Genomic DNA, 24085 nt, shown 5'->3' with positions numbered 1-24085 from the left:
CCTCTCTTTTCAGAGAGGCTTTTTTGTTTCGGCTCCTTTCCTATATTCAGCCAAAGAATTATTCTTCATCTATGAAACTCTTTGTTCCATCCAACAGGATTAAGCTCATACTTGTGCTGCTGCTCATATTTCTGGGCGTGGGATCTGTGGTTTATAACCAATACCTGGTAACCAAAATCCTGGAACAGGAACGTGCCAGTGTGGAGTTGTGGACGCGAGCTATTGAGTTTAACAGCCAGCCGGTTGATGAACAGGCAAGCACCATGCTGTTGAAAGCCATTAATATTCTGGAAGGCATTGAAGAGGTTCCCGACAGTGTCATCAGCCTGATTGAAGATGCGGAAACCACCCGGAACTCCTCTGATTTTGTTACAGAAGAAATTATTCTCGAAGACCGGTTTAAAATTCCCACCATTGTAATCGATTCGCAGGACGTAATTCTTCACCAGCGCAATATTGATTCCCTGACCATGGCTTCCGAGCAAAAGCGGGAAGAGCTTGTGCGTGAGTTCAAGAGTCTGAATAACCCCATCGACTTTGTGATTGGTGATGAAAAACGGCAAATGACCCAGTTTGTGTATTACGGAGAAAGCCCGACGGTACAAATGCTGAGGTATTTCCCGTACATCCAGATTTTGTTGCTTGGGTTGTTGTTGGGAATCGGCTATACAACCTACCGGAGTATTACCCGGTCTGAGCAGTCGAATTTATGGGTGGGAATGGCTAAAGAAGCCGCTCACCAGCTGGGAACGCCCATATCCAGTTTATATGGCTGGCTGCAACTGCTGAAAGATGAATACCGCTATGAAGAAACAGCCACTAATATCGCCAACGAGATTGAAAAAGATATCCAGCGTTTACGGGGTGTAGCCGAACGATTTGGAAAAATCGGCTCGGAGCCGGAGCTCAAAACCATGGATATTCAGCCCATACTGGAGCAGGTGATGGTATATATGGAGCGCCGCCTTCCCCGTTTAGGGAAAGCCATTGAGGTGAAAAAAGAACTGAATGCCACCGCCAATGTGAAAACGAATCCGGAACTGCTACAATGGGCCATTGAGAACCTAGTTAAGAATGCCATGGATTCATTGAAAGGAATTGAAAAAGAGGCCTATATATCCGTTACCTCCAAAGTTCAGGAAGGAGAGGTAATTATTGATATTGAAGACTCAGGGAGCGGTATCGAGATTCAGAATGTGAAGAATATCTTCAAGCCCGGGTTTAGCACCAAGAAAAGAGGATGGGGATTAGGATTGAGTCTCACAAAGCGCATTATTGAAGATTATCACAATGGAAGCGTGTTTGTGCTACGCTCAGAGCTTAATGAGGGAACCACCATGCGGGTTACATTGAATATCGAGAAAAGTGAAGAAGAAGTATACCCGCTGTTAGATCAGTCGCCGGTGTAACCGCGCGTTTTAGCATATTCCAGCAACTCTGTTTTCAACAAATTACGACCACGATGCAGCCTTGAACGAATAGTACCGATCGGTACATCCAGCATATTGGCAATTTCTTCGTAGGTATATCCGTCTACATCACAGAGCAGCACGACCGTTCGGAAATCTTCCGGCAGCCTTTTCAATGCATTAGACAAATCATCGTCCATCATTTCCCGGAACATCAGGCTTTCTAAGTCCGAAGTATCTGTACGCTCGGCCCTGATGGACTCGTAGTAAGAAGAAACCTCATCGTAATCTACTTGTGAGGGCTTTTTAGAGGTTTTCCGATAATTATTGATGAAGGAGTTTTTGAGAATGCGGAACATCCATGCTTTGGCGTTGGTCCCTTTCTCGTAACTACTAAAAAAGCGATAGGCTTTGACAATAGTATCCTGAACGAGATCTTCAGCATCGTTGGGGTCAGTAGTCAGTCGAAGGGCAAAATTATACAACGCATCCATGTGAGGTATAATCTCTTCATCGAAATCCTTCTGCTTTTGCTTTTCATCTCTCGTCAACTGAGACATTCATCCATCCCTTATTATTTCAATAACTATAAGCGCTTGTAATATTATTATTACGCCTCTTCATCCTCATCGGATTGCCAATACTACCTAAAGAATGTTTTAATGTTAAATAGATTGTATTGATAGCCCCATTAATCATTTACTTATTTACGACAAAAATGCTATTACCATGATGTCATAAATAGCATGGGTCCAGGCTGCCACACCAAATCCTCTCCAAACATAAATTCCATTCAGTATTAAACCAAATAAAAAGCGATATAAAAAAGAACCTAATGTAAAGGCATCGCCCATTGAGCCAACATAATGTACCGCAGAGAATAACAGCGCCGAAAGAACGACTGCTGCGGTTACCCCTGCCCATTTTTTCCCTAAAATTTTTGTAAAAAGGAGTATAAACAACGTAACGAGAATCACCCTGAAGAACAGCTCCTCATACAAACCCGCCCCTAATGAGAGCGCTAACTGCTGCGTGATAGACAAACTGCTAATCGGATCGGAAGCAGCCATATTCAGCATAAGAGAAACCAGCGACTGGCTGATAAATGCCACAACGATAGCATAAACCGCCGATTCCAGAATCAAAACCGGAAAGTATGAAAAGCGAATGGTTTTGAGACGTTCACGCTCTTTATATACGATAAAAAGCCCGATAAAAACTACAATCAACAATGAAAACGAGACTGCATTTACACCGAGGTAGGTAAATAAGCTTTTAATCCAAACATCCACACTTATACGAACTATGGAATCACCCACCGGCTGTGAAATTACAATCAGCAGCTCATAGAGAAGAAACAGCGGCAAGCTTACAAGAAAGCTATACAGTAAGGTATTGGTGTTCTCGAAATATGATTTAACAGGATTAGTCATTTATTTCTGTGTAAATAGTTACAGCAGGCCGGCTGGATTCATCGAGCCTGAGTGTACTAAATGCATTCCCGGAAAGTTTCAGTCCTGCCCCTGTTATTCGATCGTTAATGCGCACATACAATCCATTTCCCGTTTGGGTGTTTTCCACAAAAATAATGCTTCCCAATGCAATATTAGAATGTGCAGCTGTTAAGGCTTCCGGATCATAGAGCTCTCCATTTGTGGTAGTTTCCCCAATCTCAGACTCCTCATATTTCATCACATTCACCTCGCCAAGGTCCTGCAGGTTTGCCTTCTGCAAGTAGGGGTTCTCATACTTGCGGGATGGGGGGAGCAACACCGTTACTTCTTGTCCTTCAGCCAATAAGTTGGGTTGAAGTTCGGGATTCAGGGACTGAAACTCCTGTTCCGTCATCTTGAATTTCGAAAGCAGCTCTGATAAACCTTCGCCTTGCTGCACTTCATAAATTGAAAAGACGCCCTGTGGTGATGACTCTTCGGAGAATTCAGAAACCGAAGGAGCCGCGCTCACTTTCTTTTTCACCGCCAGTCGCTGACCAATACTCAGGTTTGAACCGGAAATGTTATTCAACTCTCTGAGTTGGGCAACCGTCATATTGTGATCCCTGGCAATCTGATACAGCGTATCTCCGCTTTTCACGATATAAAAAACATTCTTTGAATCGGAAGACTGGTTAACCAGCGGATCAGAATTTTCTTCTTCAGCCGGAGGCTCGGGTTGGTTTTCTTCCTCTTCTAAAATGAAATAAACCAATTCCTGACCAAGTTCAATTTCATTTCCTGTGAGCTCATTCCACTGCTTTAGCTCAGCTATGGTCACATTCAGCTTCTTTGAAATTCCGTAGAGAGTATCTCCTTGTTTAACCTGGTAGGTTGCTCTTTCCTGGGCAAGCAGCCCCGCGCCGGTAAAAAGCATAAAAACAATAAGGGCAGATAGTATTCTCAGAAAACCAGGTGTATTCTTCATGACTGTTCGTCCATTTCAATTTCAAGATTCAATAATGCCCCGGACAGCTCAGACTTTGTGTGATTGTCATTTTGAGCCTCGGCTACTTTTATACCCTCTTTATAGGTGTCGAGCGCTTTTTTGTTCTCATCCAATCCTTCGTACAACTTTGCCAGATGGTAATATACACCCACATAGTCTGGATCACTGTTTCTTATCGCCTCAAACAACACTCTGGCTTTTGATGTCTCTCCTATTTTCAGCATTTCCAGCGCCAGGGCAAACTTGTAGAAAGAGTCATCCGGATGATCTTTTACTTTTTGTGCCAACGTGGAAATTCGTGAACTCATTGTGTAGCAGCCTTTACATTTGCTTCGATGTCTTCAATTGAATCGCCGCCAAACTTTTCCAGGAATGCATTGGCAAGCACGGGAGCAAGTACGCTCTCTGCAACTACAACCGCTCTGGGCAGCGCACATACATCCGACCGCTCGTAACGCGTCTCTGTTTCTTCTTTGGTTTTCATGTCCACAGTACTCAACGGGTTCAGCATGGTGGGAATGGGCTTCATCACTCCACGAAGAATAATCGGCATTCCGGTACTCATGCCGCCCTCGATACCGCCCATTCGGTTGGAGCGGCGCTTAAAGTCATTTTCTTCGTACGTAATTTCATCATGAACTTCATGACCGGGGCGATGTCCGGCTTCAAACCCAAGCCCGATTTCAACGCCCTTCATGGCCTGGGTTGACATAATAGCCTGGGCAAGCTGACCATCCAGCTTACGATCCCAGTGGACGTAACTGCCCAAGCCAACGGGCAAGCCGGTAATCACAATTTCATAAATCCCGCCAAGGGATGAGCCTTCTTTTCGGCGAACTTTAATTTCTTCCCTCATTTGTTCAGATAACTCTTCATCGAGGCAGCGCACATCCGACTCATCGGCTGCTTTGTAAATGGCCTCGGCTCCATGTTCTGCCAGTGGGTCAGCTATAGACCTAACCTCATCCCATCCTTCAAAACCCACAGAACCAATCCGTAACACATGGCCTCCAATCTCGATACCGAAGTGTTTTAAAAACTCACGTGCAATACTACAGCAGGCCACACGCATAGCTGTTTCCCGCGCACTTGATCGTTCAATTACCGGACGGATGTCGTCAAACTTGTACTTCTGAGCGCCCACCAAATCGGCATGCCCGGGGCGGGGAAGCGTTATTTTCTCAATTCCCTCTGCCTCTTCCTTCTTGTTCATCACGGTTGGCCAGCCGGCATCATCTTTTTCAAAAGCGCGATTGGGCATGCTCATAGCTATGGGGCCACCCATGGTTTTTCCGAACCTGAGGCCTGAACTGATCGTGGCAAAATCTTTCTCAAAGGCCATTCGTCCGCCGCGCCCGTATCCCTGCTGACGACGTACCAGATGGGTGGCAATTTCATCTTCGGTGAGAGGCAATCCTGCCGGCACCCCTTCTACAATTCCCGTTAGTGACGGCCCGTGTGATTCTCCGGCTGTAATGTATCTGATCATTCGTTTTATGTAACCTATTGAATTTGTTCTGCTCGTTCCGAAAGCGTGCGATTATCTTTACATACTTCCGTTCTGAATTTTTGAATTTTACCTGGATCCCCTAAGATAATCATAGAATCGCCGGAATTAATGACAGAATCACTTCCGGGATTAAAATTTATACTTCCGTCCTCCGACAGGATGGCCACAATCAAAACAGCGTATTTGTTTCGAACGTTGACCTCAACCAATGATTTTCCGGCTAACTCAGAATCCTCACTAATCAGTACTTCTTCAAAAGTGTGATCCTGCAAGTCTCCCCTCGTCATTTTGTCGATGAACTGATCTACATTGGGTCGCAGAATCACATTTGCCATCCGGTCGGCACCGATATCATAGGGGGAAATAACTTTATCGGCACCGGCTCTTAAAATTTTACGGCGATTTTTCTTTTCATTGGTTCTTACCAAAATAAAAATATCAGGGCGCAGCTCCCGGGCCAGCAAAGTAGTAAATACGTTATCCTGGTCGCTGGAAAGTGTGCAAATTAATCCTTTGGCTCTCATAATACCTGCCTCTATCAACGATTCCTCATCCTGTGCATCACCTTCTACATACGTCAGCCGGTCTTCTTTAATTTTTTCGATGCTGGAGTTCCGGTTTTCAACAATTACCAACGGTAAATCCGCTTCACTTAAATCTTTGGCAATTCGATGGCCAATTCTTCCATATCCGCAAATGATGTAATGATTCTCCATTTTCTGTAATTGTTTTTTCATTGCCCGCTCAAAGAACAATTCACTTTCAAACAGTAGCTGTGTTGTCTGCGATGCAATGTAAGAAATAACACCTATGCCCATCACAAAAATTACAACGGTAAATATCCTTCCATCAACCGATAAGTTTTTTATTTCCGTGAAGCCAATGGTAGAAATAGTAATGAAGGTCATATAGAACCCATCGAACCAGCTCATTTGCTCCAGGTAATGATAGCCTGTTGAACCGATTACAAAAATCATCATCATAATAACCGAAGCGATACCAATACGAAACAAAGCCGGATTTTCGACACTGTATGAATAGAAGCCTTTCATAATTCGCCTAATCTAAGTCGGTCTTCAAACTAATTCTTGTTACACCGCCCAGCCGGGAATAGGAATTTCGGCTCAGGTCAATTACAATCGATTTAATATTGATTCCCACTCCAAAAGCGATTCCCGCGAGGTCAAAATCCTGCCCGGTCTGGGTCTGCTCGTGTAAATAATGATCGTACCCCAGCCTGACAGTCACGTTTTCTCCAAAGTAGGTTTCACCACCAAAAATCACGTGGCGGAATACATTATCAACAAAAGAGGGTTGCCCCGTTTCCCCGAACACTCGTAAGTCCCAATCGTTCAATTTTTTAAAAGTGAGGCTAAGCTGAAATGGGAAGGCTTCCGGTTTTTTGGTGAATCCCACTGACACATCGAGCGGTAAAGGCTCCCGATCATCTGCGTATGCGGTTAGCTGCCCTCCTAAATTGCGAATCGAGATCCCGGCACTGAAATGGCTGGCGGTATCCTGGTAGAAAAACCCGCCGGAAAAAGCCACCGCACTTGATTTATAGGAAGCATAGGAAGAGTGAATAAAATCTATACCCGCTCCGGCGGTGATGTTCTTAGCAATCGGCATACTGTATGCTCCGGTAAGGGCTATATCGTTCGCGTTGAAATTACCGAGGTCATTACCATCTTCATCCAGCCGGTCAAATTCACCGTAACCGACAAACCGAATTCCGGCCGCAAAAGTCCCTATGTTTTCAAACTTGTAAGCTCCACTTGTAAAGCCCATATTAGCATCCGAAAAGAAGTTGAGATAGGAAGCTGAAATTGATCCGGATGCATCATTATTCAGGTACGCCGGATTTATGTGGATCAGGCTGAAGTCGGCGTTGAATAATCCGGCATGATTTCCACCAAGAGCGGCTGTTCGGGCGGTTGGAGGCACATCCAAAAAACGAAATACACTTGATGTATTTGACTGTGCCACCGTACCTTGGGCACCAACTAAAAACACCAAAACGGTTAACAGGAATCGCACGTTATTTAACTATTTATAAATCACAATTGGCAAAAATCTTTTGTAATATAATCAAATGCTTCGGCAATACGTCAAGATTATTGATTAAGAAATGATTTCCAACTTCCCAGGCGCGGCCGGTTTAAGACAATTTGGCCAGTACGCCAAGCTTTTATACCAGGCATTACGTTCATCCACCGAGTTTAGTACTTATCGCAACAACCTGTTCCAGGAGTTTGTGAAGGTTGGCTATGAGTCTATCCCCATCATCTTTTTGGTGGGTATTTTTACAGGTGCCGTACTTACCCTTCAAACGGCTTACCAGCTGGATACCGACATTTATCCCAGCTCCATCATTGGCTCTATTGTGGCCCAGTCTATTGTTATTGAGTTGGCGGCTGTAATCAGTGCGCTGGTTTTGGCCGGAAAAGTGGGCGCCCGAATTTCCACGGAATTGGGAACCATGCGTGTAAGCGAGCAGATAGATGCATTAGAATCGATGGGCTTTAACTCCGTCTCTTTTTTAGTAGTGCCGCGCATTTTAGCCGGACTGCTGATGTTTCCCGTGCTTTATGTTACCGCTGCCGTTTTTGGAATTATCGGGGGTGTGACAGCCGGAGCGTTGGATGGCATTCTGCCCGCAGCTGAATTTATGGAAGGCGCCCGCGCTTTCTTTTTTGAATCGGATATTATTTTCGGGCTATTGAAGTCGGTTGTTTTTGGCTTTGTGATTACATCCATTTCCTGTTTTAAAGGATATTTTGCTTTTGGCGGAGCCGAAGGGGTGGGAACCGCAACTACACAAGCAACGGTTTTAAGTTGTATCTTTGTACTGCTGGCCGATTTTGCGCTGGCCGCAATATTATTGTAGATCATGATTGAGATTAAAAATCTTACAAAAAGTTTCGGAGACAACCTGGTTTGGAGTGATGTTTCATTCAAAATCGAGGATGGAGAAACTACGGCTGTGATCGGGAAATCGGGCTGTGGAAAGTCGGTATTACTGAAACACCTGAACGCCCTTTTATACCCGGATGAGGGAGAGGTTTTAATCGACGGAAAGTGCGTTTTTGAGCTGAGTTATTCTCAACTCCGAAAAGTACGCCAGCGTTTTGGGATTCTGTTTCAGGGAGGCGCTTTATTCGACTCTATAAGTACCTATGAGAATGTGGCTTTCCCTCTGCGGTATTTTACTGAACAAACCGATGAAGAGATTGAGCATAATGTAATGGAAGCACTCGGAATGGTGAACCTGGAACATGCCGGGGAAAAATCGACCTCAGAGCTTTCCGGAGGGATGAGAAAACGAGTGGGCCTGGCCCGTGCTATTATCCTGAAACCGGATTATTTGCTGTATGACGAGCCAACCTCCGGCCTCGACCCGCGCACTTCAGAAGAAATTAACGAGCTGATTAATACCATGGCCGACAACCTGGACATCACCTCCATTGTTATCACTCACGACATGCACAGCGTGTTGGAAGTGGCAGAAAAAGTGGCTTTCCTGGACGAACAAAAACTAAGCTGGTTCGGTAAAACGGAAGACATGAAACACAGCGACAATAAAAATTTGATTGATTTCATTTCGGCAAGTGAATATCAAATAACTAAAAAAACTGCATAGGAGAACTTGTTTTGGCAAAAGTGTCCAACGAACTAAAAATAGGGATTACGGTAGTAGTGGCTATTATTGTAGCCTTTATCGGCTACCGGGTAATGAAAGACATCCCCCTGTTTCGTACTTCCACCACTATCTATACGAAGTTTGATCAGGTATATGGGCTCATTCCCGGAAATGTGGTGAATGTGAAAGGCTTCAAAATTGGAAGTGTGAAACAAATGGAGCTGTTGGTTTCAGACTCTACCCTGGTAACTATGAATATTGAAGAAGGCTACCAAATACCCAAAGGTTCTATTGCGGTGTTAAAATCCAGCGGTGTGCTCGGAGGGAAATTTATCGAAATTCAGAAAGCCGACTCTACTGAAATGGTTCCGCATCAAGGATCCATAGAAGGCGTTTTTGAACAGGGTATGATGGATACCTTTGCTGAAGAAGGGGAAAAACTCAGTACCGATATATCTGCCTCCATCCGTGGAGTGGAAAAGCTGGTAACCAGCCTCAACGAAACGCTGGATGACGAAAACAAAGAGAATATTACCGGGATCATCCGAAACCTTCAATCCAGCACCGGATCGTTAAATCAGCTGATCCAGAGTAAGCAATCAGATCTGGATGCTATGATTACTTCAGCAAAGCAAACCATGCAAAACATGGACGATCTTAGCTCTGAAAACAAAGAAAAGCTGAACTCACTCATCACCAACCTGGAAGCCACCAGTGCTGAATTGGAAACGCTGAGCTCCGGCCTAAATGAGACCAATCTTACCCTGAATGAGGTGCTAACCAAGATTAACAACGGAGAAGGAACCCTTGGAAAAATGGTTAACGACCCTTCTCTATACAATAATGTGGACAGCTTGTCATTCAATTTAAACCGGCTGATCAAAAACATGAATGATGAGCCCGGAAAATATTTGAAGCATATGAGACTCATTGAGGTATTTTAACCCCAACCTTATTGTTTAATTTGCTTTCAATTCCTTGGGTATTCACTTATATTTCCAAGCTTACTGCCAGAGGTTAAAAAGACACCTGCAGTATTCAAATCGCAATTTAATTAATGTTTTTTAGAGGTAACCTTTTATGGGTGTAATGGAAAAAATGAGAAACAGTACCGGTGTCATCTTGTGGGTGCTGATTGGATCTTTTGGCCTTCTGTGGGTTTTGTCTGATGTAAACTTTTTTGAAGCCATGCAGGCCGGACCAAGTTCATTAGGTAGTGTGAATGGTGATAAGATCTCCAATGAAGAATATCAAAGCCGTATCCAGTATTATTCTAATGCATACAGCCAGCAAACCGGAAATTCAATGACACCGGAAATGCGTGCATATTATGAAACTCAGGCCTGGAATGAGTTGGTTAACTCCCGCTTGCTCCGCCAAAAAATGGACGACTTAGGCATCACCGTTTCCGACCAGGAAGTGCTGGACATGGTATATGGAGAGAATCCTGCCCCTGTAATTCGTCAAAACTTTACCCGCGAAGACGGTACTATTGACCGCGCAGCCGTACAGCAAGTTCTTTCTTCCAGTGAGTTTTCTCAACAAGCTGTTGCCCTTGAAATGCAACTCCGCGAGCAGCGCCGTCAGCAAAAACTGAACAACTATATTTCGGCCGGACTTCAGGTAACTGAGGGAGAAGTGGAAAGAGAGTTTGTGAAGAATAACAGCACGGCAAACGTAAATTACATTCGCTTTCCTTACAGTGAAGTAACCGAGCAACAGCTGGAAGTTTCTGATGCAGAACTTCGCGAATATTACAACAAAAACAGAGAGCGCTACAGCCGCGACGAAAGCTATCGTATTCAGTACGTTACATTCAGCAAGCTTCCAACCGCCAGCGATACGGCTCAAATTGTGGAAGATGTTCGTGAACTGATAACTCCTTTTGAGAATTCTGAAAGCGACTCTTTGTTCCTGGCTCGTCAAGGCTCCTCTAATCAGTATCAAAATGCTTTTGTGTCTGAAGATGACATCCGGGAAGAATACACTCCCGTTCTTGATCTTGAAGTTGGAGAAGTTTCTGACGTAATCCTGACTTCTAACCAGGCCGCTATTCTTAAGAAAACAGCCGAGCAGGGTAATGAAGTTAAGTTTCAAATCATGAGCTATAACATTCAGGCGCTGCCATCTACCATAGATGAAGCAAACGAGGCTGCCGCCGACTTTGAGTTCTTTGCCTCAGAGGAATCCTCATTCGACGAAGAAGCTGAAACCCGCGGGCTTGAAGTGAAAGAAGCGTTTGCAACCAAGGGGAATGATTTTATTTCCGGCCTTGGAAGCAGTAAGCAAATTATGAATTTCCTGGAAACAGCTGATGAAGGTGATATTTCCAACACATTGGAACTAAGCTCCGATTTTGTTGTGCTTCGGGTTGAAGAGATCACCCCGGAAGGCTATCGTCCTTTTGAGGAAGTGAAGTCACAAGTAGAAACCCTGGTAAAAGTTGAGCGACGCAAAGAATTGACCGTTGAGAAAGTGGAAAATCTTTTAGCTCAGAACCAAACCCTTTCTGCTTTAGCTGAGAGCACCGATAAAGAAATTCGCAATGAAGACAACCTTCGCGCCAGCGCAACCGTACTTCCCGGAGCGGGACGAGAGCCTCGTGTGGTAGGTGCCATTTTTGCCCTGGATGAAGGCGAAACGTCCGGAGTTATTGCCGGAAACAGCGCCGCTTTTGTAGTCGAGTTGATCAGCAAAATGGAAGCTGATTTAGCCAACTTAACTCCCGACCAGCGACAAACTATTCGTCAGCGTCTGGAGCAGCAAAAAACTCAGGAGTTCACCTCTATTTGGTTAGAGCAACTTCGTGAAGCCGCTAACATCGTGGACAACCGCGACCGACTGCTTCGGCAATAGTCTTAAACACATTTTTATTTTTTGGGGTGAGAAGTTTCTTCTCACCCTTTTTTGTTTAGCCCATATTCGATTCACACAAATCTGTTACATTTCCACATGCCCGAACAAGCTCCACATAGCGATGAATACTGGATGCAGCAAGCCCTGGATTTGGCCAAACAGGCTAAAGGACACGTTGCCCCAAATCCACTGGTGGGGTGCGTAATTGTATCGTCGGATGGGAAACCCGTTGGGCAGGGCTATCACAAAAAATTTGGGGAAGCTCATTCGGAAGTAAATGCGGTAGAGTCGGTTAAGGATAAGAAACAGCTTAAAGACGCTACGGTTTATGTAACACTGGAACCATGTTCGCACCAGGGTAAAACCCCTCCCTGCGCCCCAATGCTGGCTAAACTTCCCATCAAAAAAGTGGTAATTGCCATGAAGGATCCGAATCCGGATGTGGACGGAAAAGGAATTTTGCACCTTCGAAATAATGGAATTGAAGTAGAGGTCGGTGTGCTTAAAAAAGAGGCAGAAAAACTGAATGAGTTTTTTATCCACCATCAAACATTCGGCCGGCCTTTTATCACGCTGAAAGTAGCCCAGACTGCCGATGGTTTTATAGCCGCTGCCGATGGAGAATCGCAGTGGATTACCGGAGATCAATCCCGAAAGTTGGTTCACAAGTGGCGCTCCGAGTATGATGCCGTTTTGGTTGGCAGAACTACAGCCATGGTCGATAATCCAAGCCTAACGGTTCGTCATGTTTCCGGTCGTCAGCCCAAGCGTATCGTGATTGACGGCCCCTATGAACTGCCCAAAGATCTGAATCTTTTTTCGGATAAGTTTGAGGAAAAGACCACCATCATCACCTGGAATAAAGAAGCCTCTGCCACCGATGCCGACCCCATGCTGAAAGTTATGCAGCAGAATTATTTTCGGGGAGAAGTGCTGCAGGTTTCCAAAGTAGATGGACATGTGGATTTGCGGCAGTCGTTTAAGCTGCTTGGAGAAAAGGGCATTTCTTCGATTTTAGTAGAAGGTGGTCAACAGCTCTCTTCCGCCTTAATCCGGCAGGGCCTTGTGGATAAACTTGAACTATTTATAGCCCCGAAGTTGTTGGGAGCCGGAACCCGATCGCTAATTAACATTGGCATCAACAAAATGAAAGAAATTGCCGAACTTAAGGAGGTCAGCTGGACCCGGGTCGGCGATGATATATTATTAACCGGATATTTTTAAAGTCATGTTTACCGGAATCGTACAAGAAGTTGGAAAAGTTGCTGCCGTCAAATCCCTGAACGGCGGTGGCAGAGAATTGAAAATTGCATGCTCTTTTGCGGGCAGCTGCCATGAGGATGAAAGTATCGCTGTGAATGGAGTCTGCCTCACGGTCACTGCTTTTGATGAGGATACCTTCACCGTTCAGGCCGTGGAAGAAACCCTGCGAAAAACTTCTACCGGTGAGCTGGGAAAAGGCAGCCCGGTAAATTTGGAACGATCACTTACACTTCAAAAAGGCATCGAAGGGCATTTGGTGCAGGGACATGTAGATACCACCGGCACCATCACCGAAATCGAGAAAGAAGAAACCGGCTGGCTGATTACTGTAGAATACCCCGATGAGTTCACCGACATGATTGTGGGGCGTGGCAGCATCACCATGGAGGGCATCAGCCTCACCGTTGCCCGTGAATCGGATAACAAGTTCACCGTTGCCATTATCCCTTACACCTGGGAACACACCAACCTTAAAGAAAAATCTGCAGGCGATTCTGTTAACCTCGAGTTTGACGTGATTGGGAAATACGTGGTAAAATACCTGGCTAAAATAGGCCGGGATTCTCTTTAACGTCCATATCCCGCGCCCGTAGGGCTCGAACTTCTTTCCAAATTCTTGAGTACCGGAAGCTTCTGGAACAGGCTCTGTATCTGCGAACTGTTTACACTCAACCGGAAGAAGTAGTATTGAAATTCTCCAAACGGATTGATCTGAAAGGACAGGTTCCAGCACTCCAGGTTTCGGGTTAAAGAAAACTGAGACGGAGTAAATTCCTTCGCTATAAAGTCATACCCCACATTGGTATTGAATTTCCATTTCGGCGTTAAGTTGAACGAAATGCTGCTGGCACGTATGGTTGCCCTTTTTCGGGGGCTTTGATTAAAACGATAATTCCAGCTGTAACTGAAATTCAGTGATACACTCCATGGCGACCTGAAATCCGGAACCGGCTCTAACCCAAACCGGGAATCGACCGGGTTGAAGATGGATTGGTTATAAGGATCATAGCGGCGGCGATATTCCGGAGTGTAAACTTCAACCCCGTTCCCTCCCCGAAAAGAGGTACTCGCACTCAGTGAAAACGACTGAAGCTGAGCAAGTTTGTCACCGTCTTCAATGTAGTACCGGTCTATTTCGCGGCCCAAAGAATCTGTCTGATAAAATGAAAAGCTGGCGTTCGCGCTCAGGTTCAGTCCCGAAATAGCATTCGAGCTGATGGATGTACTGAGCGGACTCAGGTTCAAACTGTCGGCCGCAAAGTTATAGGAAGTGCTTAGTGATAGGTTATCAATAAAGCGCAGATTCTTCTCGGTGACCTCTCCGGTGCTGTCACGTTTTACGATTTTCGTTTCAAATACATTTCCGAGCGAGAAGTTAATGGATCGCTGCTCTCCTCTGCCCGGTCCGGAAAAAATTTCATCTTCAAAAATGGAATACTTTTGTGTATTCCCCAGGCTATCGGTCTGTACTGTTCGGTAATAACCCCATCTTTCCGCACTAAAATCGGGCCGGTAGCTAAAACCAATCCTTGGTCGTGCGGTATGTCTGAATCCCTGCAGGTTCCCGATCCGCATGTTGGAAATTCCATATACCGTAGTGCTGAAATTCAGGTTGGTGCTGAAATCGCGGGCCGCTTCAAAACCATACATTTTATCCGTTTCCACCCGGTTGGAATCAGCATTGTATGATTTCCGGATGGAAGAAGGGTACCAGTATTCATTTCCGCTTATGCCGGCAGATATATTTAAAAACTGGCTGGGCACGAGTTGCCCGATTTGTATGCTTGCCGACTGCTGGAACCCTGCTTGAATATAATTTTGATTGCCGGTTGCCTCTTCGTACAAGTCCCGGTCGGTCAGCGCTTCAAAAAATGTAACATCGGCACTATCGGCGTCAATAGGATTATAATTGAACCGTGATCGGAGTGTGTTGTCGTAATTTATGTTTATGGTTTCATACCATCGCTGCTGACCGCTGCCGGATGAACTGTTTTGAAAAGGAGAAAATGTTTGAAACCTGAAATTGGCAGATGGACCGCTTAACTGTGTTGAGTAATTGCTAAAGTTTTGGTTCAGCTGAGCGTTAGTGCTGAAGGTAAACAGGTTCTCCGGATGCTTGTAATTGTACGCCATTGTGGACCGGGAGTTCGTCTCGGCACGGTCATTAATGTCATAAGAATTTCTTCTCAGATAGTCTTCTGTCCGAAGGTTTACGTTTGCAGATACCGACGCATACGGGGAAATTGTTTGGTTATGCTGAATGCCAATCGATTTTTGCACCCGTTGTTCAAAATCAGGGTCCGTAGGTTCCAGCCCCCGGTCTTTTGAATACCCGATATCTAACGAGCCATTGTACCAGTTGGTTTTCCGGTACTGCATCCGCCCATTCAGATAAAAAGTGCCTGAGGTATAAATATCCCCATCCACTTGTCCGGTCAGGTAATCATTGAAATACTGAAACCACCCCACATTCTGAAGTCCCAATCCGCGGTTGTTCTGATTCTGGAATGCATAGGTTGGCGTTAACAATCCCGACCGCTTCTTTTCAATATCTGTAGGCACGTAGCCAAATGGAAAAATCAGTGGATAGGGAATATCCAGTATATACAGCCGGGCATTGCTAAAAAACAGCTCATCCTGATCTACCACTTTCATCTTTTTGGCTTTGATGTAGTAGTAGAGATATTCGGGCGGGCAGGTTGAGTATATCCCGTCTTCTATAAAAACCTCACTCTCACTTACATTTTTTATTTTGGAGCCTATTAAGTGCCCCTCTGAAACCTGCACCTGCGCCGCTTCAAATTTCCCTTTCTTGGTTTTGTAGTTAAAAAGAATGCGCGTGCTTTTGATTTCATCTTCGTCGCGGATTAATACCGGGCGGGAAAGCGTATCTTCCGGAGTTTCCGTGGTTGCCTCTACGGTAGAGTTTTCGATATCCATATTAATCTCGCCGGCATTCAGCTCCCCGGATGTATGCTTTACTTTAGCTGACCCGAACAAAAAAGCTTTCTTGCCTTTAGAAAAATCGATGATGAGAGAATCGGACGATTGAAACTGCACGGCATCATCAGGAACGGGGCCACTTCCCCCGGGAGCTGTGGAAGCCGGCTGTACCTGCGAGGTATCTGTAGCCTTAGATGTCGTATCTGTCTGCTGAGCAAGCAGAGGAGCTGTCATCAAAAAAAACAGGCAAATACCCGTTGCGTATTTGCCCATAAGTGTCTTAATGACGGTAAGCATGTGTTTCTTTGATTAGGAAAAAGAGTCGAAAGCCAGCCCTGCAGCTCCAAGTAACGCACTATCGTTACCAAGGTCTTCATAAACCAGCTCAAATCCTTCTTTGAACGGCTCCATCATGTGTTTTCGTACAATGTCTCTTGCAGGCTCAAACAAAAAATCACCTGCTTTGGATACGCCGCCACTCACCACGATTTTGCGAATGTCCATCATATGTACGTAGTTGATGATGGCATACCCCAGCCGCTGACCACTTTTGGCTAATATCTCTATCGCCAATTTATTGCCTTCTTTTGCGGCATTAGTCAGGTCTATCGGTTCCAGTTTTTCAAAATCGTTGGAGAATTTTTCATACAGCTCATTAGAAGGATTCTGAGTGATCAAATCGGTTGCAAACCGGCTTAAAAACCGCTGACCAAGATAGGCTTCAACCGTGCCACGGGTAACGCTGTTGGAAAGCGGACCATGATAATCGATAATTACATGGCCAAGTTCTCCGGCCATTCCTTGCGTGCCTTTATAAATATTCCGGTCGATGATAATTCCACCGCCTACCCCCGTTCCGAGGGTGATCATGATAAAGCTGTCGAAGTTTCTGCCAACGCCAAAGTGTAAAGAACCAATGGCAGCTATGTTGGCATCGTTCTCTATTCTGCAGACAATGCCTGTTCTCTGTGTGATTTCCTCAGCGGCATTTACGACTGTCCATCCGGGTAAATTCGGTGGGTACTTAACCGTGGTTTGATCTTTTGAAACCATTCCGGGCAAACCCATTCCAATCCCGATAATCTCATACTTTTTTTTCAGGTCCCCAATGGTTTCTGCAATACGGTTCAGGATATGATCTTTTCCGAGTTTTGCCTGCGTGGGGGTTGTTACTTGTTCTACAATTCCTTTTTCATTATCAACAACGGCGGCTTTAATGTTGGTACCACCCAGATCAACACCAATGGCTTTCATTCAATTACGTTTAGAATCTTACGGTTCTGGTATTTTCGAGAAAATAATAGGCTGACTTCCCTAAGCCAAACGATACTATTTCTCACGTTTCACTTTATAGACAGTTTCTCCGGGCTTTCTCATCCCATATTCTTCCCGGGCAATTTTTTCGAGGAGGGCAGGATCTTTATCCAAATTTTCTATTTTGGTTTTAAGCTCTTCAGATCGCTCGTTCAGTTCAGCCGTTCGTTCTTTTAGCTCTTGCTTTTCAGTATATAAATCCCACCTTGTCTTCAGGCTGTATGAATCAATAAAAGCAAACCAAGCCACTACAAACGCTGTCAGCAAAAGTGCGAGAAAGGACTTTTTCCAGCGTAATGGATTTAAAAATTGTAGGTTCATAAATAAGCCTGTAGATTTTCGTTGGCATGTCAAAATACATTAATTTGGCTATTAAGTACAATCCAGTGTTTTGTATTCTATGAAAAAACTGCCCGTTCTGATTGCAACCTTTACGTTGATGTTTTCAACCCTCTCGGCCTATGCCCAGAGTGAGGAATGGATTCAGGTGTACTTTAATATGCCCGCCGATCACTCCGTTGCTGCCGGCAACAACCTCAGCAACAGTAACCAAGACCTGATCGGAACCCTTGAGCAACTTATCGATTCAGCCTCAACCAGCATCGACTTCTGCATTTATGATTTTGAACATCCGCGCATTGCTCATGCCCTGGTTCGAGCCAAAAACCGCGGAGTTCGCATCCGCGTGGTTACCGACGATCACAACCGAACCGATGGCGGTGATTACGACCTTGAAATCTGGACCATTCTTGCTACCGGCGGCATCCTTTCGATGGATGATGACGGCGATATCTATAACCCCAACGGAACCATTATCGACAATGACTTGGTGAATGACGGGTCTGACATGCATAATAAGTTTGCCGTTATTGATTACCTGAGTCCTTCCCCGGATGATGATTACGTATGGACAGGTTCAACCAACATGACTTTCACCGGGGCGTACAACACTAATCATACCCTTATTATAAAAGATACGGAGGTGGCTAAAGCCTACACCGAAGAGTTTGAACAAATGTGGGGTGATTCCGATGAAACCCCGGAGGCCAACCGGGCCGTATTTCATAAAGACAAAAGAAATGTAAGTCAGAATGTTTTTGATGTAGGCGGAACTCGGGTTGAAGTATATTTTGCTCCGGTGAACCGGGATCGCTCTAAGCCCAGTGTAAGCGAACGTCTGGTTTCCCTGATTCGGGATGAAGCCCAGCTCGACATTAACTTTCAGGCTTTCGCCATCACCCCGGACATTCCCATCAGCCGCCAAATGTGGGAGCAGTCATCCACCGGAGAGGTCCTGCTTCGCGGAGCCATAGACCGCAGCTTTTACAGCCGGTATCAAAGTGCCGGCGAGATATGGGGAATTGATTCCGCCCGCATGAACAACCGGATGATTTTACCGGCCAACGAGCTCCGAAAACTTCACCATAAAGTCATTCTGATCGATGCTGAACACCCCGATTCTGCCGACGTCGGTGTTACTGTTGCCGGCTCCTACAATTTTTCCATGAATGCAGAAATGAATAATGATGAAAATACCGTGATTATTTTTTCTGATAAAATCACCAATCAGTTTTACCAGGATTTTATGGGCGTGATGAAGCGAGCCAAAGAGGAGGCTTTCCCTCCGGCCCCTCCTCTGGAAACCGACCGTTGGTATGAAGTCTTTTCCATTACCGATGGCAGTCGTTTTGAAATTGAGATAGCTCCCGGTTTTGGTTACGGTGTTCGCTTTCTTGGTGTGGATGTACCAACCATCTATGCAGGGCAGGATTCGGCAGAGTTTTATTCCGGGGCAGCAGCCGATTACCTGCACAATCTGCTGGAAGGGCGGAAGGTGCGGCTTAAAGGGTTTGATGGAGGAAAACCCGAAGCCAGATATAATGCTTTTCAGGCCTATGTAGAAATGCAATACGATGATGGGCCGGTCAGTTTGAATAAAATGCTTCTGGAAAAAGGGTTCGGAACAACCTCGGTGTACTATCGCCAAAATGAAGACTCTGTTTCCGCTTTTAAACGCTACCAGGAATCAGCCCGGACTAAAGATGAAGGCCTTTGGAAACATCCTAAAAAAATAGGATCGAAAACGTTGCGAGCCGATGAAGTTGATACCGGAAGCCCGACCAATGTGATGTATCCCATCAATATTAACACAGCTGATGAAGCAACCCTGCAGCTGCTGCCCGGCATCGGACCGGCTTATTCAAAACGCATCGTTCAGTACCGGTTGGAGAATGGAAGTTTTAAAAGTGTGGATGAGATTACAAACATTCGGGGCATCGGCCCCAAAACACTGCAGAAGCTACGGCCTATTATTACGCTGGAATAGTTGACTTAAAACGGGAGTAAAGAGCTTCAAACTTTTTATCTGATAAGCCTCATCAGATAAATTAAACTCTGAAATTACTTCATCACCAGTGAACGTATATCGTCCTTTACCACGAAGGCGATCTAAATAACGACTCAGATATTTATATGTATTCCCGCTGCTCATTTTAGTTTTCATCTGCATAACCGGACGAATTTCATCCAATTATGCAGTTAAGAACTAAATATTGGAGATTAAATACAAGATGTGCTAATAGTTAAATAATCGGTCTGAAACTGCTGCTGGTAATCGTTCTCAAACAAGAAAGGAAAAGCCATAAAAAAACCCCATCCGAGATCAATCGTATGGGGCTGGTCAAGAGAGAGTCATTAAAAAAATTCCATAAAATTGTGTGAATCGGGAGGGGCTCGAACCCTCGACCCACGGCTTAAAAGGCCGTTGCTCTACCAACTGAGCTACCGATTCTCAAGTAGATTCCAAAGATAAGGCATTTATCAATTAGAGTACAAGGAAAAAATGAATTTTCTACTCCTTTTTTTCATTGCCTGCATCCAGAATCTGAACCAAATCAGTTTCGATCAGTCGGTGTGGTTTTTCTTCTATTCGTCCTACCTCCGTAGTGCCTTTTAAAACCAACACGCTGGGAATATATTTGATATCAAACTTATTTAAAAATGATTTGGGAAGTTTTTTTTGATGGTCCACTGCAATGTATTGAATATCGATGTTATCACTCCCCACAACTTCCAGTGTTTTCATAAGTCCGGGGATGTATTTCCTGGATTCACGGCACCAGCTCCCCACAAATACCCTCAATTGCACCGAATCGCGGTAAGCTGAAAGATACTCAACCGCCTCCCGGTCCGGTTCATACCGGTCGATATATATTTTATAGATTCGGTCGTTCGCCAGAATTTCTTCTTTTGTAACCGGACCTGTTAAATCTTGCTGCTGTGCTTTTGAGGCAGCGGGCCACATCAACCCGAAGCCAAGGATTACAGCAAATACAAACCTCCTTGCAGAGTTCATAAGGATTTCTGTTTTTTGGATAGTATCTTCAGTCAAATTACCATCTTTCATAGTCAATTATGCCAAGCATTTTCACCAAAATTATTGAAGGAGACATTCCAAGTTATAAAATAGCAGAGGATGACAAGCATTATGCTTTTCTGGACATCAATCCTTCTGCAGAAGGCCATACTTTGTGTATTCCTAAAAAAGAAGTGGACTATATTTTTGATCTGGAACCTTCGGACCTCTCGGAATTGAACCTCTTTGCCCAAAAAGTAGCCAGGGGAATTGATGAGGCTCTCCAGCCCATCCGAACTGGAATTATCGTGGAAGGCATGGAGGTGCCGCATGCTCACATCCACCTGATTCCCATTTATAAAGAAACGCAGCGATTTAGCCTGGGCATGCAAGTTGGGATAAGCCAGGACCGAATGATGGAGCTTGCTAAAATCATCAGCAAAAAGATTACATTATGAAAATCCTGATTATAAACGGCCCCAACCTGAACTTGCTCGGAAAGCGGAATCCCGGTATCTACGGAGCGAAAAGCTTGAAAGACCTGGAATACTTTCTGATTGATGAATTTCCAAAACACAACCTGGATTTTTTCCAGAGTAATATTGAAGGAGAACTGATTGATCAGGTTCAGCAAGCTATGGAAAGCGAGCTGCATGGAATCGTGATCAATCCCGGTGGATATTCTCACACCTCCGTTGCCCTGCGTGATGCACTGGAACCGCTGGATATTCCCAAAGTAGAAGTTCATATATCCAACATTCATGCCCGCGAAGAATTTCGGGAGAAGTCTATAACCGGGGGCGTAATGGATGGCATTATCACAGGATTTGGAAAGTACAGCTACGTGCTTGGCATTCAGGCTTTAGAGAAAATGACTGAATGAGCCTATCGCTACTTTCTTTCAACTTAACCGTTCGCATTGACAAAACTTAAAGAACTCTTTTCCGACACGCTGGTTTACGGGATAAGCAGTGTGGTTGCCCGGTTTATCGGGTACCTGCTGGTTCCACTGCATACAGGTGTATTCAGTGAAGATCAGTACGGAATTATTAGCCTGATTTTTGCGGCCATTGCATTGTTCAATGTGGTTTTTACAATGGGGATGGAATCGGCCTACATTCGATACGCCAAAGACCGCGACAAAGCGAAGGATATTTTTAAAACGGTACAGCTTTTCCTGTTGGTAACCTCCGGGGTTTTAGCATTTATTATTTGGGGAGCCGAACCCGTTGTGGCCCCAATCATAGGACTGGAGCCCGGCGATCCTATTCTCTGGATTATGCTGGGCATTCTCTTTTTTGATACCCTGGCTGTCGTCCCTTTTGCTGAACTCCGGCTCGTTCGCCGATCGGTATTGTTTGCTGCACTAAAAACAGGTAATGTAATCGTGAACCTCGGGCTGAACTTTTATCTCATCCTGGGACTGGATTATGGCATCGAGGCTGTATTTATCAGTAACCTAGTGGCCTCGCTTCTAACCGCATTGGCAATTTGGGTGTTTACCATTCCTATGTTCATGGGAAGCTGGAATACCGCTTTACTTAAAAAAGCCTTGCTGTTTGGGCTTCCTTTTATCCCGGCTGGTTTCGGGCATGCCATTAATGAACTGGTTGACCGTTTTTTCCTGAAAGCCATGGACCAATCTACCATAGACGCTTTATACGGTGCCGATTACAGCTCTGATGATATTGTGGGGATTTACAGTGCCTGTTACAAGCTGGCGGTTTTCATGCTTTTGATTGTACAGATGTTCAGGATGGCCTGGCAGCCGTTTTTTATGCGGCAGTCGGAAGAAGAGTCTGCCCCTCATACTTTCTCCCAAACCTTCACCTTATTTAATGCGGCAGCCGCTTCCGTTTTCCTGATTGTGGCCTTGTTTGCTGAACAGATTGTATCCATTAAAGTACCCATTCTGGATTTTTACCTGGTGGACCAGAAGTTCTGGGAGGGGCTTACCATTGTCCCGATCCTGCTTTTGGCTTACTGGTTTCAGGGGTGGTACATCAATTTTTCGGCGGGAATTTTTATTAGTGAATCCACCAAACGCCTTCCACAGATCACCCTGATCGGTGCCGGAATAACCATTATCGCCAATCTTATTATGATTCCCTTCTTCGGCATGATGGGCTCGGCCCTGGCTACCCTTGCAAGCTATGCCGTTATGGCGTTGCTGATTTATTACTACTCAACCAATGCCTTTGAAGTGCCCTATAAATTGGTGCGCGGTTTTGCCGTGATGGGCATCTCTGTCGGCTTACTTTACCTGAAACCAAGCATTCTTTCAATCGGGCTTTCAGAACTTGTAGCTTCTTTTCTGTTACTTCTTGCCGGGTTACTAAGCATTGGGTTTATCACTTACACCGCTGTTTTTTCGGACGAATAGCTCTACATATTTTCCATTTGATTCTATCCTAAAAAAATGAGTTAATTCTTTGGTGGAGTTGAAGTTAACCAAAAACGGTTTCCGGCTCCCGCTTCAGATATTATTAATTGGATAGCGTACCGGGATATTATTATGAATACAAAAGAACGAGTCGGGATATATGTAGATGCCGTTAACGTAACAATGAATGGAGGGTACGGGCTTCGCTACGATACCCTGCGAATGTTTGCCTGCCGGGGCGGGGGAATTGCTTCACGACTGAATGTGTATCTTTGTTATGATTCAGATCGCCTCAAAGAAGACCATGAATATCGCCAGAAAACCCAGCGCTTTTGTGAGGTCCTTCGTGATTTCGAATACAAAGTGACCGAAAAACCGGTTCAAACCTACACCAATCACGAGACCGGCGAAAAGATCTCAAAATCCACCATTGATATGGATATGGCCGTGGATATGTTGGTTCAGGCCGATCACCTCGATAAAATTGTGTTACTCAGCAGCAGCGGGAGTTATGTAAGCGTGGTGAATGCCATTCAAAATAAAGGCTGCCGGGTGGAGTTGGTCGGTTTCGACAATGTTTCCTCATCCCTGAAACGAGCCGTGGACTCATCGGTATCCGGTTACCTGATTCCCGGATTATTGCCTATCGAATCTCCGTATGAGTGGGGGAAAAATGGGTCTCGTGTTCGCGGGGTTTGCTATGATTTTTCTCAAGATGAAGGCTATGGGTTCCTCCGCTTCCTAACCCGGAAAAATGATTGCCTCTGGATTACAGATTCCCGCGATGAAAACTCTCCCTATAAAACCGTCTTCGCTCATGTATCACAGTTCGAGGAGGACTTTGACACGCATTACCTCCCCAGCCGCGAACTCATTTTCGAGTTTGATGTAACTGAAAATGATAAGGGGTTGATAGCGGAAAATATCGTACTGGTAAGTGCTCCGTGATTTCATTATTCGTTGCTTCGTT

Annotated in this window: 23 protein-coding genes and 1 tRNA gene; 12 read left to right on the top strand and 12 right to left on the bottom strand. The window is 45.0% G+C overall.

What is annotated here, in order from left to right; genetic code table 11:
- Positions 1 to 71: 71 nt before the first annotated feature.
- A complete protein-coding gene (locus NM125_RS07610; RefSeq protein ID WP_255134309.1) occupies positions 72 to 1409 on the top strand; it encodes a sensor histidine kinase in 1338 nt (445 codons plus the stop codon).
- Here NM125_RS07610 and NM125_RS07605 read toward each other — a convergent pair.
- The 7 genes from NM125_RS07605 to porQ all read right to left on the bottom strand — a co-directional run bounded on the left by NM125_RS07605 (position 1394) and on the right by porQ (position 7398).
- The gene (locus NM125_RS07605; protein ID WP_255134308.1) at positions 1394 to 1969 is read right to left on the bottom strand and encodes a sigma-70 family RNA polymerase sigma factor; all 576 of its coding nucleotides are present in this window, start codon (positions 1967 to 1969) and stop codon (positions 1394 to 1396) included. The genes NM125_RS07610 and NM125_RS07605 overlap by 16 nt on opposite strands.
- Before the next feature lie 147 nt (positions 1970 to 2116).
- On the bottom strand, positions 2117 to 2842 hold the full coding sequence (locus tag NM125_RS07600; protein WP_255134307.1) for a CPBP family intramembrane glutamic endopeptidase: 726 nt from the start codon (positions 2840 to 2842) through the stop codon (positions 2117 to 2119).
- Positions 2835 to 3830, bottom strand: coding sequence for a LysM peptidoglycan-binding domain-containing protein (locus NM125_RS07595; RefSeq protein ID WP_255134306.1), 996 nt, complete (start codon positions 3828 to 3830; stop codon positions 2835 to 2837). Before NM125_RS07595 ends, NM125_RS07600 begins: the two co-directional genes overlap by 8 nt.
- Positions 3827 to 4159, bottom strand: a complete 333-nt coding sequence (locus NM125_RS07590; RefSeq protein ID WP_255134305.1) for a tetratricopeptide repeat protein — start codon at positions 4157 to 4159, stop codon at positions 3827 to 3829. The genes NM125_RS07595 and NM125_RS07590 overlap by 4 nt, the downstream gene beginning before the upstream one ends.
- A complete protein-coding gene (gene aroC / locus NM125_RS07585; protein ID WP_349294183.1) occupies positions 4156 to 5337 on the bottom strand; it encodes a chorismate synthase in 1182 nt (393 codons plus the stop codon). Before aroC ends, NM125_RS07590 begins: the two co-directional genes overlap by 4 nt.
- A gap of 17 nt (positions 5338 to 5354) precedes the next feature.
- Positions 5355 to 6413 carry a potassium channel family protein gene (locus NM125_RS07580; protein WP_255134303.1) on the bottom strand — a complete coding sequence of 353 codons (1059 nt, stop codon included), beginning with the start codon at positions 6411 to 6413 and terminating at the stop codon, positions 5355 to 5357.
- 7 nt (positions 6414 to 6420) lie between these two features.
- Positions 6421 to 7398: a type IX secretion system protein PorQ gene (gene porQ / locus NM125_RS07575; RefSeq protein ID WP_255134302.1), complete on the bottom strand. Its 978-nt coding sequence runs from the start codon at positions 7396 to 7398 to the stop codon at positions 6421 to 6423.
- A 91-nt stretch (positions 7399 to 7489) separates the two neighbouring features.
- Here porQ and NM125_RS07570 point away from each other — a divergent pair, with 91 nt between their 5' ends.
- The 6 genes from NM125_RS07570 (at position 7490) to NM125_RS07545 (ending at position 13691) form a co-directional block, all read left to right on the top strand.
- A complete protein-coding gene (locus tag NM125_RS07570) occupies positions 7490 to 8248 on the top strand; it encodes an MlaE family ABC transporter permease (RefSeq protein ID WP_255134301.1) in 759 nt (252 codons plus the stop codon).
- Between the two features lie 3 nt (positions 8249 to 8251).
- Positions 8252 to 9001, top strand: coding sequence for an ABC transporter ATP-binding protein (locus NM125_RS07565; RefSeq protein WP_255134300.1), 750 nt, complete (start codon positions 8252 to 8254; stop codon positions 8999 to 9001).
- 20 nt (positions 9002 to 9021) lie between these two features.
- Positions 9022 to 9945: an MlaD family protein gene (locus NM125_RS07560; protein ID WP_255134729.1), complete on the top strand. Its 924-nt coding sequence runs from the start codon at positions 9022 to 9024 to the stop codon at positions 9943 to 9945.
- Positions 9946 to 10099: 154 nt separating this feature from the next.
- A complete protein-coding gene (locus tag NM125_RS07555) occupies positions 10100 to 11857 on the top strand; it encodes a SurA N-terminal domain-containing protein (protein ID WP_255134299.1) in 1758 nt (585 codons plus the stop codon).
- Positions 11858 to 11953: 96 nt separating this feature from the next.
- Positions 11954 to 13081, top strand: coding sequence for a bifunctional diaminohydroxyphosphoribosylaminopyrimidine deaminase/5-amino-6-(5-phosphoribosylamino)uracil reductase RibD (gene ribD, locus NM125_RS07550; protein WP_255134298.1), 1128 nt, complete (start codon positions 11954 to 11956; stop codon positions 13079 to 13081).
- A 4-nt stretch (positions 13082 to 13085) separates the two neighbouring features.
- Positions 13086 to 13691 (top strand): riboflavin synthase, encoded by a 606-nt coding sequence (locus NM125_RS07545; RefSeq protein ID WP_255134297.1) that lies wholly within the window; start codon positions 13086 to 13088, stop codon positions 13689 to 13691.
- On the opposite strand, the gene NM125_RS07540 is transcribed toward NM125_RS07545, so the two are convergent.
- The 3 genes from NM125_RS07540 to NM125_RS07530 form a co-directional block, all read right to left on the bottom strand.
- Positions 13688 to 16360 carry a putative LPS assembly protein LptD gene (locus NM125_RS07540; protein WP_255134296.1) on the bottom strand — a complete coding sequence of 891 codons (2673 nt, stop codon included), beginning with the start codon at positions 16358 to 16360 and terminating at the stop codon, positions 13688 to 13690. The genes NM125_RS07545 and NM125_RS07540 overlap by 4 nt on opposite strands.
- Positions 16361 to 16372: 12 nt before the next feature.
- Positions 16373 to 17317 (bottom strand): ROK family protein, encoded by a 945-nt coding sequence (locus NM125_RS07535; protein WP_255134295.1) that lies wholly within the window; start codon positions 17315 to 17317, stop codon positions 16373 to 16375.
- A gap of 75 nt (positions 17318 to 17392) precedes the next feature.
- On the bottom strand, positions 17393 to 17698 hold the full coding sequence (locus tag NM125_RS07530) for an FtsB family cell division protein (protein WP_255134294.1): 306 nt from the start codon (positions 17696 to 17698) through the stop codon (positions 17393 to 17395).
- Between the two features lie 79 nt (positions 17699 to 17777).
- Between NM125_RS07530 and NM125_RS07525 the strand changes: the two genes are divergently transcribed.
- A complete protein-coding gene (locus NM125_RS07525; protein WP_255134293.1) occupies positions 17778 to 19703 on the top strand; it encodes a phospholipase D-like domain-containing protein in 1926 nt (641 codons plus the stop codon).
- 392 nt (positions 19704 to 20095) lie between these two features.
- Here the strand turns inward: NM125_RS07525 and NM125_RS07520 are convergent.
- Together NM125_RS07520 and NM125_RS07515 are read right to left on the bottom strand one after the other, a co-directional pair.
- Positions 20096 to 20168, bottom strand: a tRNA-Lys gene (locus NM125_RS07520).
- 60 nt (positions 20169 to 20228) lie between these two features.
- The gene (locus tag NM125_RS07515) at positions 20229 to 20783 is read right to left on the bottom strand and encodes a thioredoxin domain-containing protein (protein ID WP_255134292.1); all 555 of its coding nucleotides are present in this window, start codon (positions 20781 to 20783) and stop codon (positions 20229 to 20231) included.
- An 8-nt stretch (positions 20784 to 20791) separates the two neighbouring features.
- Between NM125_RS07515 and NM125_RS07510 the strand changes: the two genes are divergently transcribed.
- From NM125_RS07510 to NM125_RS07495, 4 genes are all read left to right on the top strand, one after another.
- The gene (locus tag NM125_RS07510) at positions 20792 to 21190 is read left to right on the top strand and encodes an HIT family protein (RefSeq protein ID WP_255134291.1); all 399 of its coding nucleotides are present in this window, start codon (positions 20792 to 20794) and stop codon (positions 21188 to 21190) included.
- Positions 21187 to 21615: a type II 3-dehydroquinate dehydratase gene (aroQ, locus tag NM125_RS07505; protein WP_255134290.1), complete on the top strand. Its 429-nt coding sequence runs from the start codon at positions 21187 to 21189 to the stop codon at positions 21613 to 21615. The genes NM125_RS07510 and aroQ overlap by 4 nt, the downstream gene beginning before the upstream one ends.
- Before the next feature lie 36 nt (positions 21616 to 21651).
- Entirely contained in the window at positions 21652 to 23115 is a 1464-nt protein-coding gene (locus tag NM125_RS07500; RefSeq protein WP_255134289.1) for a lipopolysaccharide biosynthesis protein, read from the top strand.
- A gap of 132 nt (positions 23116 to 23247) precedes the next feature.
- Positions 23248 to 24063: an NYN domain-containing protein gene (locus NM125_RS07495; protein WP_255134288.1), complete on the top strand. Its 816-nt coding sequence runs from the start codon at positions 23248 to 23250 to the stop codon at positions 24061 to 24063.
- The last annotated feature ends 22 nt before the right edge of the window (positions 24064 to 24085 follow it).

Source organism: Gracilimonas sediminicola (assembly GCF_024320785.1).
GTDB classification, from domain to species: Bacteria; Bacteroidota; Rhodothermia; order Balneolales; family Balneolaceae; genus Gracilimonas; species Gracilimonas sediminicola.
This window is presented reverse-complemented; position numbering and strand designations above follow the sequence as displayed.

Bases quoted from the DNA above. Each gene is read 5' to 3' on its own strand.
- NM125_RS07610 (WP_255134309.1), top strand. From the start codon at position 72: ATGAAACTCTTTGTTCCATCCAACAGGATTAAGCTCATACTTGTGCTG.
- NM125_RS07605 (WP_255134308.1), bottom strand. From the start codon at position 1,969: ATGTCTCAGTTGACGAGAGATGAAAAGCAAAAGCAGAAGGATTTCGAT.
- NM125_RS07600 (WP_255134307.1), bottom strand. From the start codon at position 2,842: ATGACTAATCCTGTTAAATCATATTTCGAGAACACCAATACCTTACTG.
- NM125_RS07595 (WP_255134306.1), bottom strand. From the start codon at position 3,830: ATGAAGAATACACCTGGTTTTCTGAGAATACTATCTGCCCTTATTGTT.
- NM125_RS07590 (WP_255134305.1), bottom strand. From the start codon at position 4,159: ATGAGTTCACGAATTTCCACGTTGGCACAAAAAGTAAAAGATCATCCG.
- NM125_RS07580 (WP_255134303.1), bottom strand. From the start codon at position 6,413: ATGAAAGGCTTCTATTCATACAGTGTCGAAAATCCGGCTTTGTTTCGT.
- NM125_RS07570 (WP_255134301.1), top strand. From the start codon at position 7,490: ATGATTTCCAACTTCCCAGGCGCGGCCGGTTTAAGACAATTTGGCCAG.
- NM125_RS07565 (WP_255134300.1), top strand. From the start codon at position 8,252: ATGATTGAGATTAAAAATCTTACAAAAAGTTTCGGAGACAACCTGGTT.
- NM125_RS07555 (WP_255134299.1), top strand. From the start codon at position 10,100: ATGAGAAACAGTACCGGTGTCATCTTGTGGGTGCTGATTGGATCTTTT.
- ribD (WP_255134298.1), top strand. From the start codon at position 11,954: ATGCCCGAACAAGCTCCACATAGCGATGAATACTGGATGCAGCAAGCC.
- NM125_RS07545 (WP_255134297.1), top strand. From the start codon at position 13,086: ATGTTTACCGGAATCGTACAAGAAGTTGGAAAAGTTGCTGCCGTCAAA.
- NM125_RS07540 (WP_255134296.1), bottom strand. From the start codon at position 16,360: ATGCTTACCGTCATTAAGACACTTATGGGCAAATACGCAACGGGTATT.
- NM125_RS07535 (WP_255134295.1), bottom strand. From the start codon at position 17,317: ATGAAAGCCATTGGTGTTGATCTGGGTGGTACCAACATTAAAGCCGCC.
- NM125_RS07530 (WP_255134294.1), bottom strand. From the start codon at position 17,698: ATGAACCTACAATTTTTAAATCCATTACGCTGGAAAAAGTCCTTTCTC.
- NM125_RS07525 (WP_255134293.1), top strand. From the start codon at position 17,778: ATGAAAAAACTGCCCGTTCTGATTGCAACCTTTACGTTGATGTTTTCA.
- NM125_RS07515 (WP_255134292.1), bottom strand. From the start codon at position 20,783: ATGAAAGATGGTAATTTGACTGAAGATACTATCCAAAAAACAGAAATC.
- NM125_RS07510 (WP_255134291.1), top strand. From the start codon at position 20,792: ATGCCAAGCATTTTCACCAAAATTATTGAAGGAGACATTCCAAGTTAT.
- aroQ (WP_255134290.1), top strand. From the start codon at position 21,187: ATGAAAATCCTGATTATAAACGGCCCCAACCTGAACTTGCTCGGAAAG.
- NM125_RS07495 (WP_255134288.1), top strand. From the start codon at position 23,248: ATGAATACAAAAGAACGAGTCGGGATATATGTAGATGCCGTTAACGTA.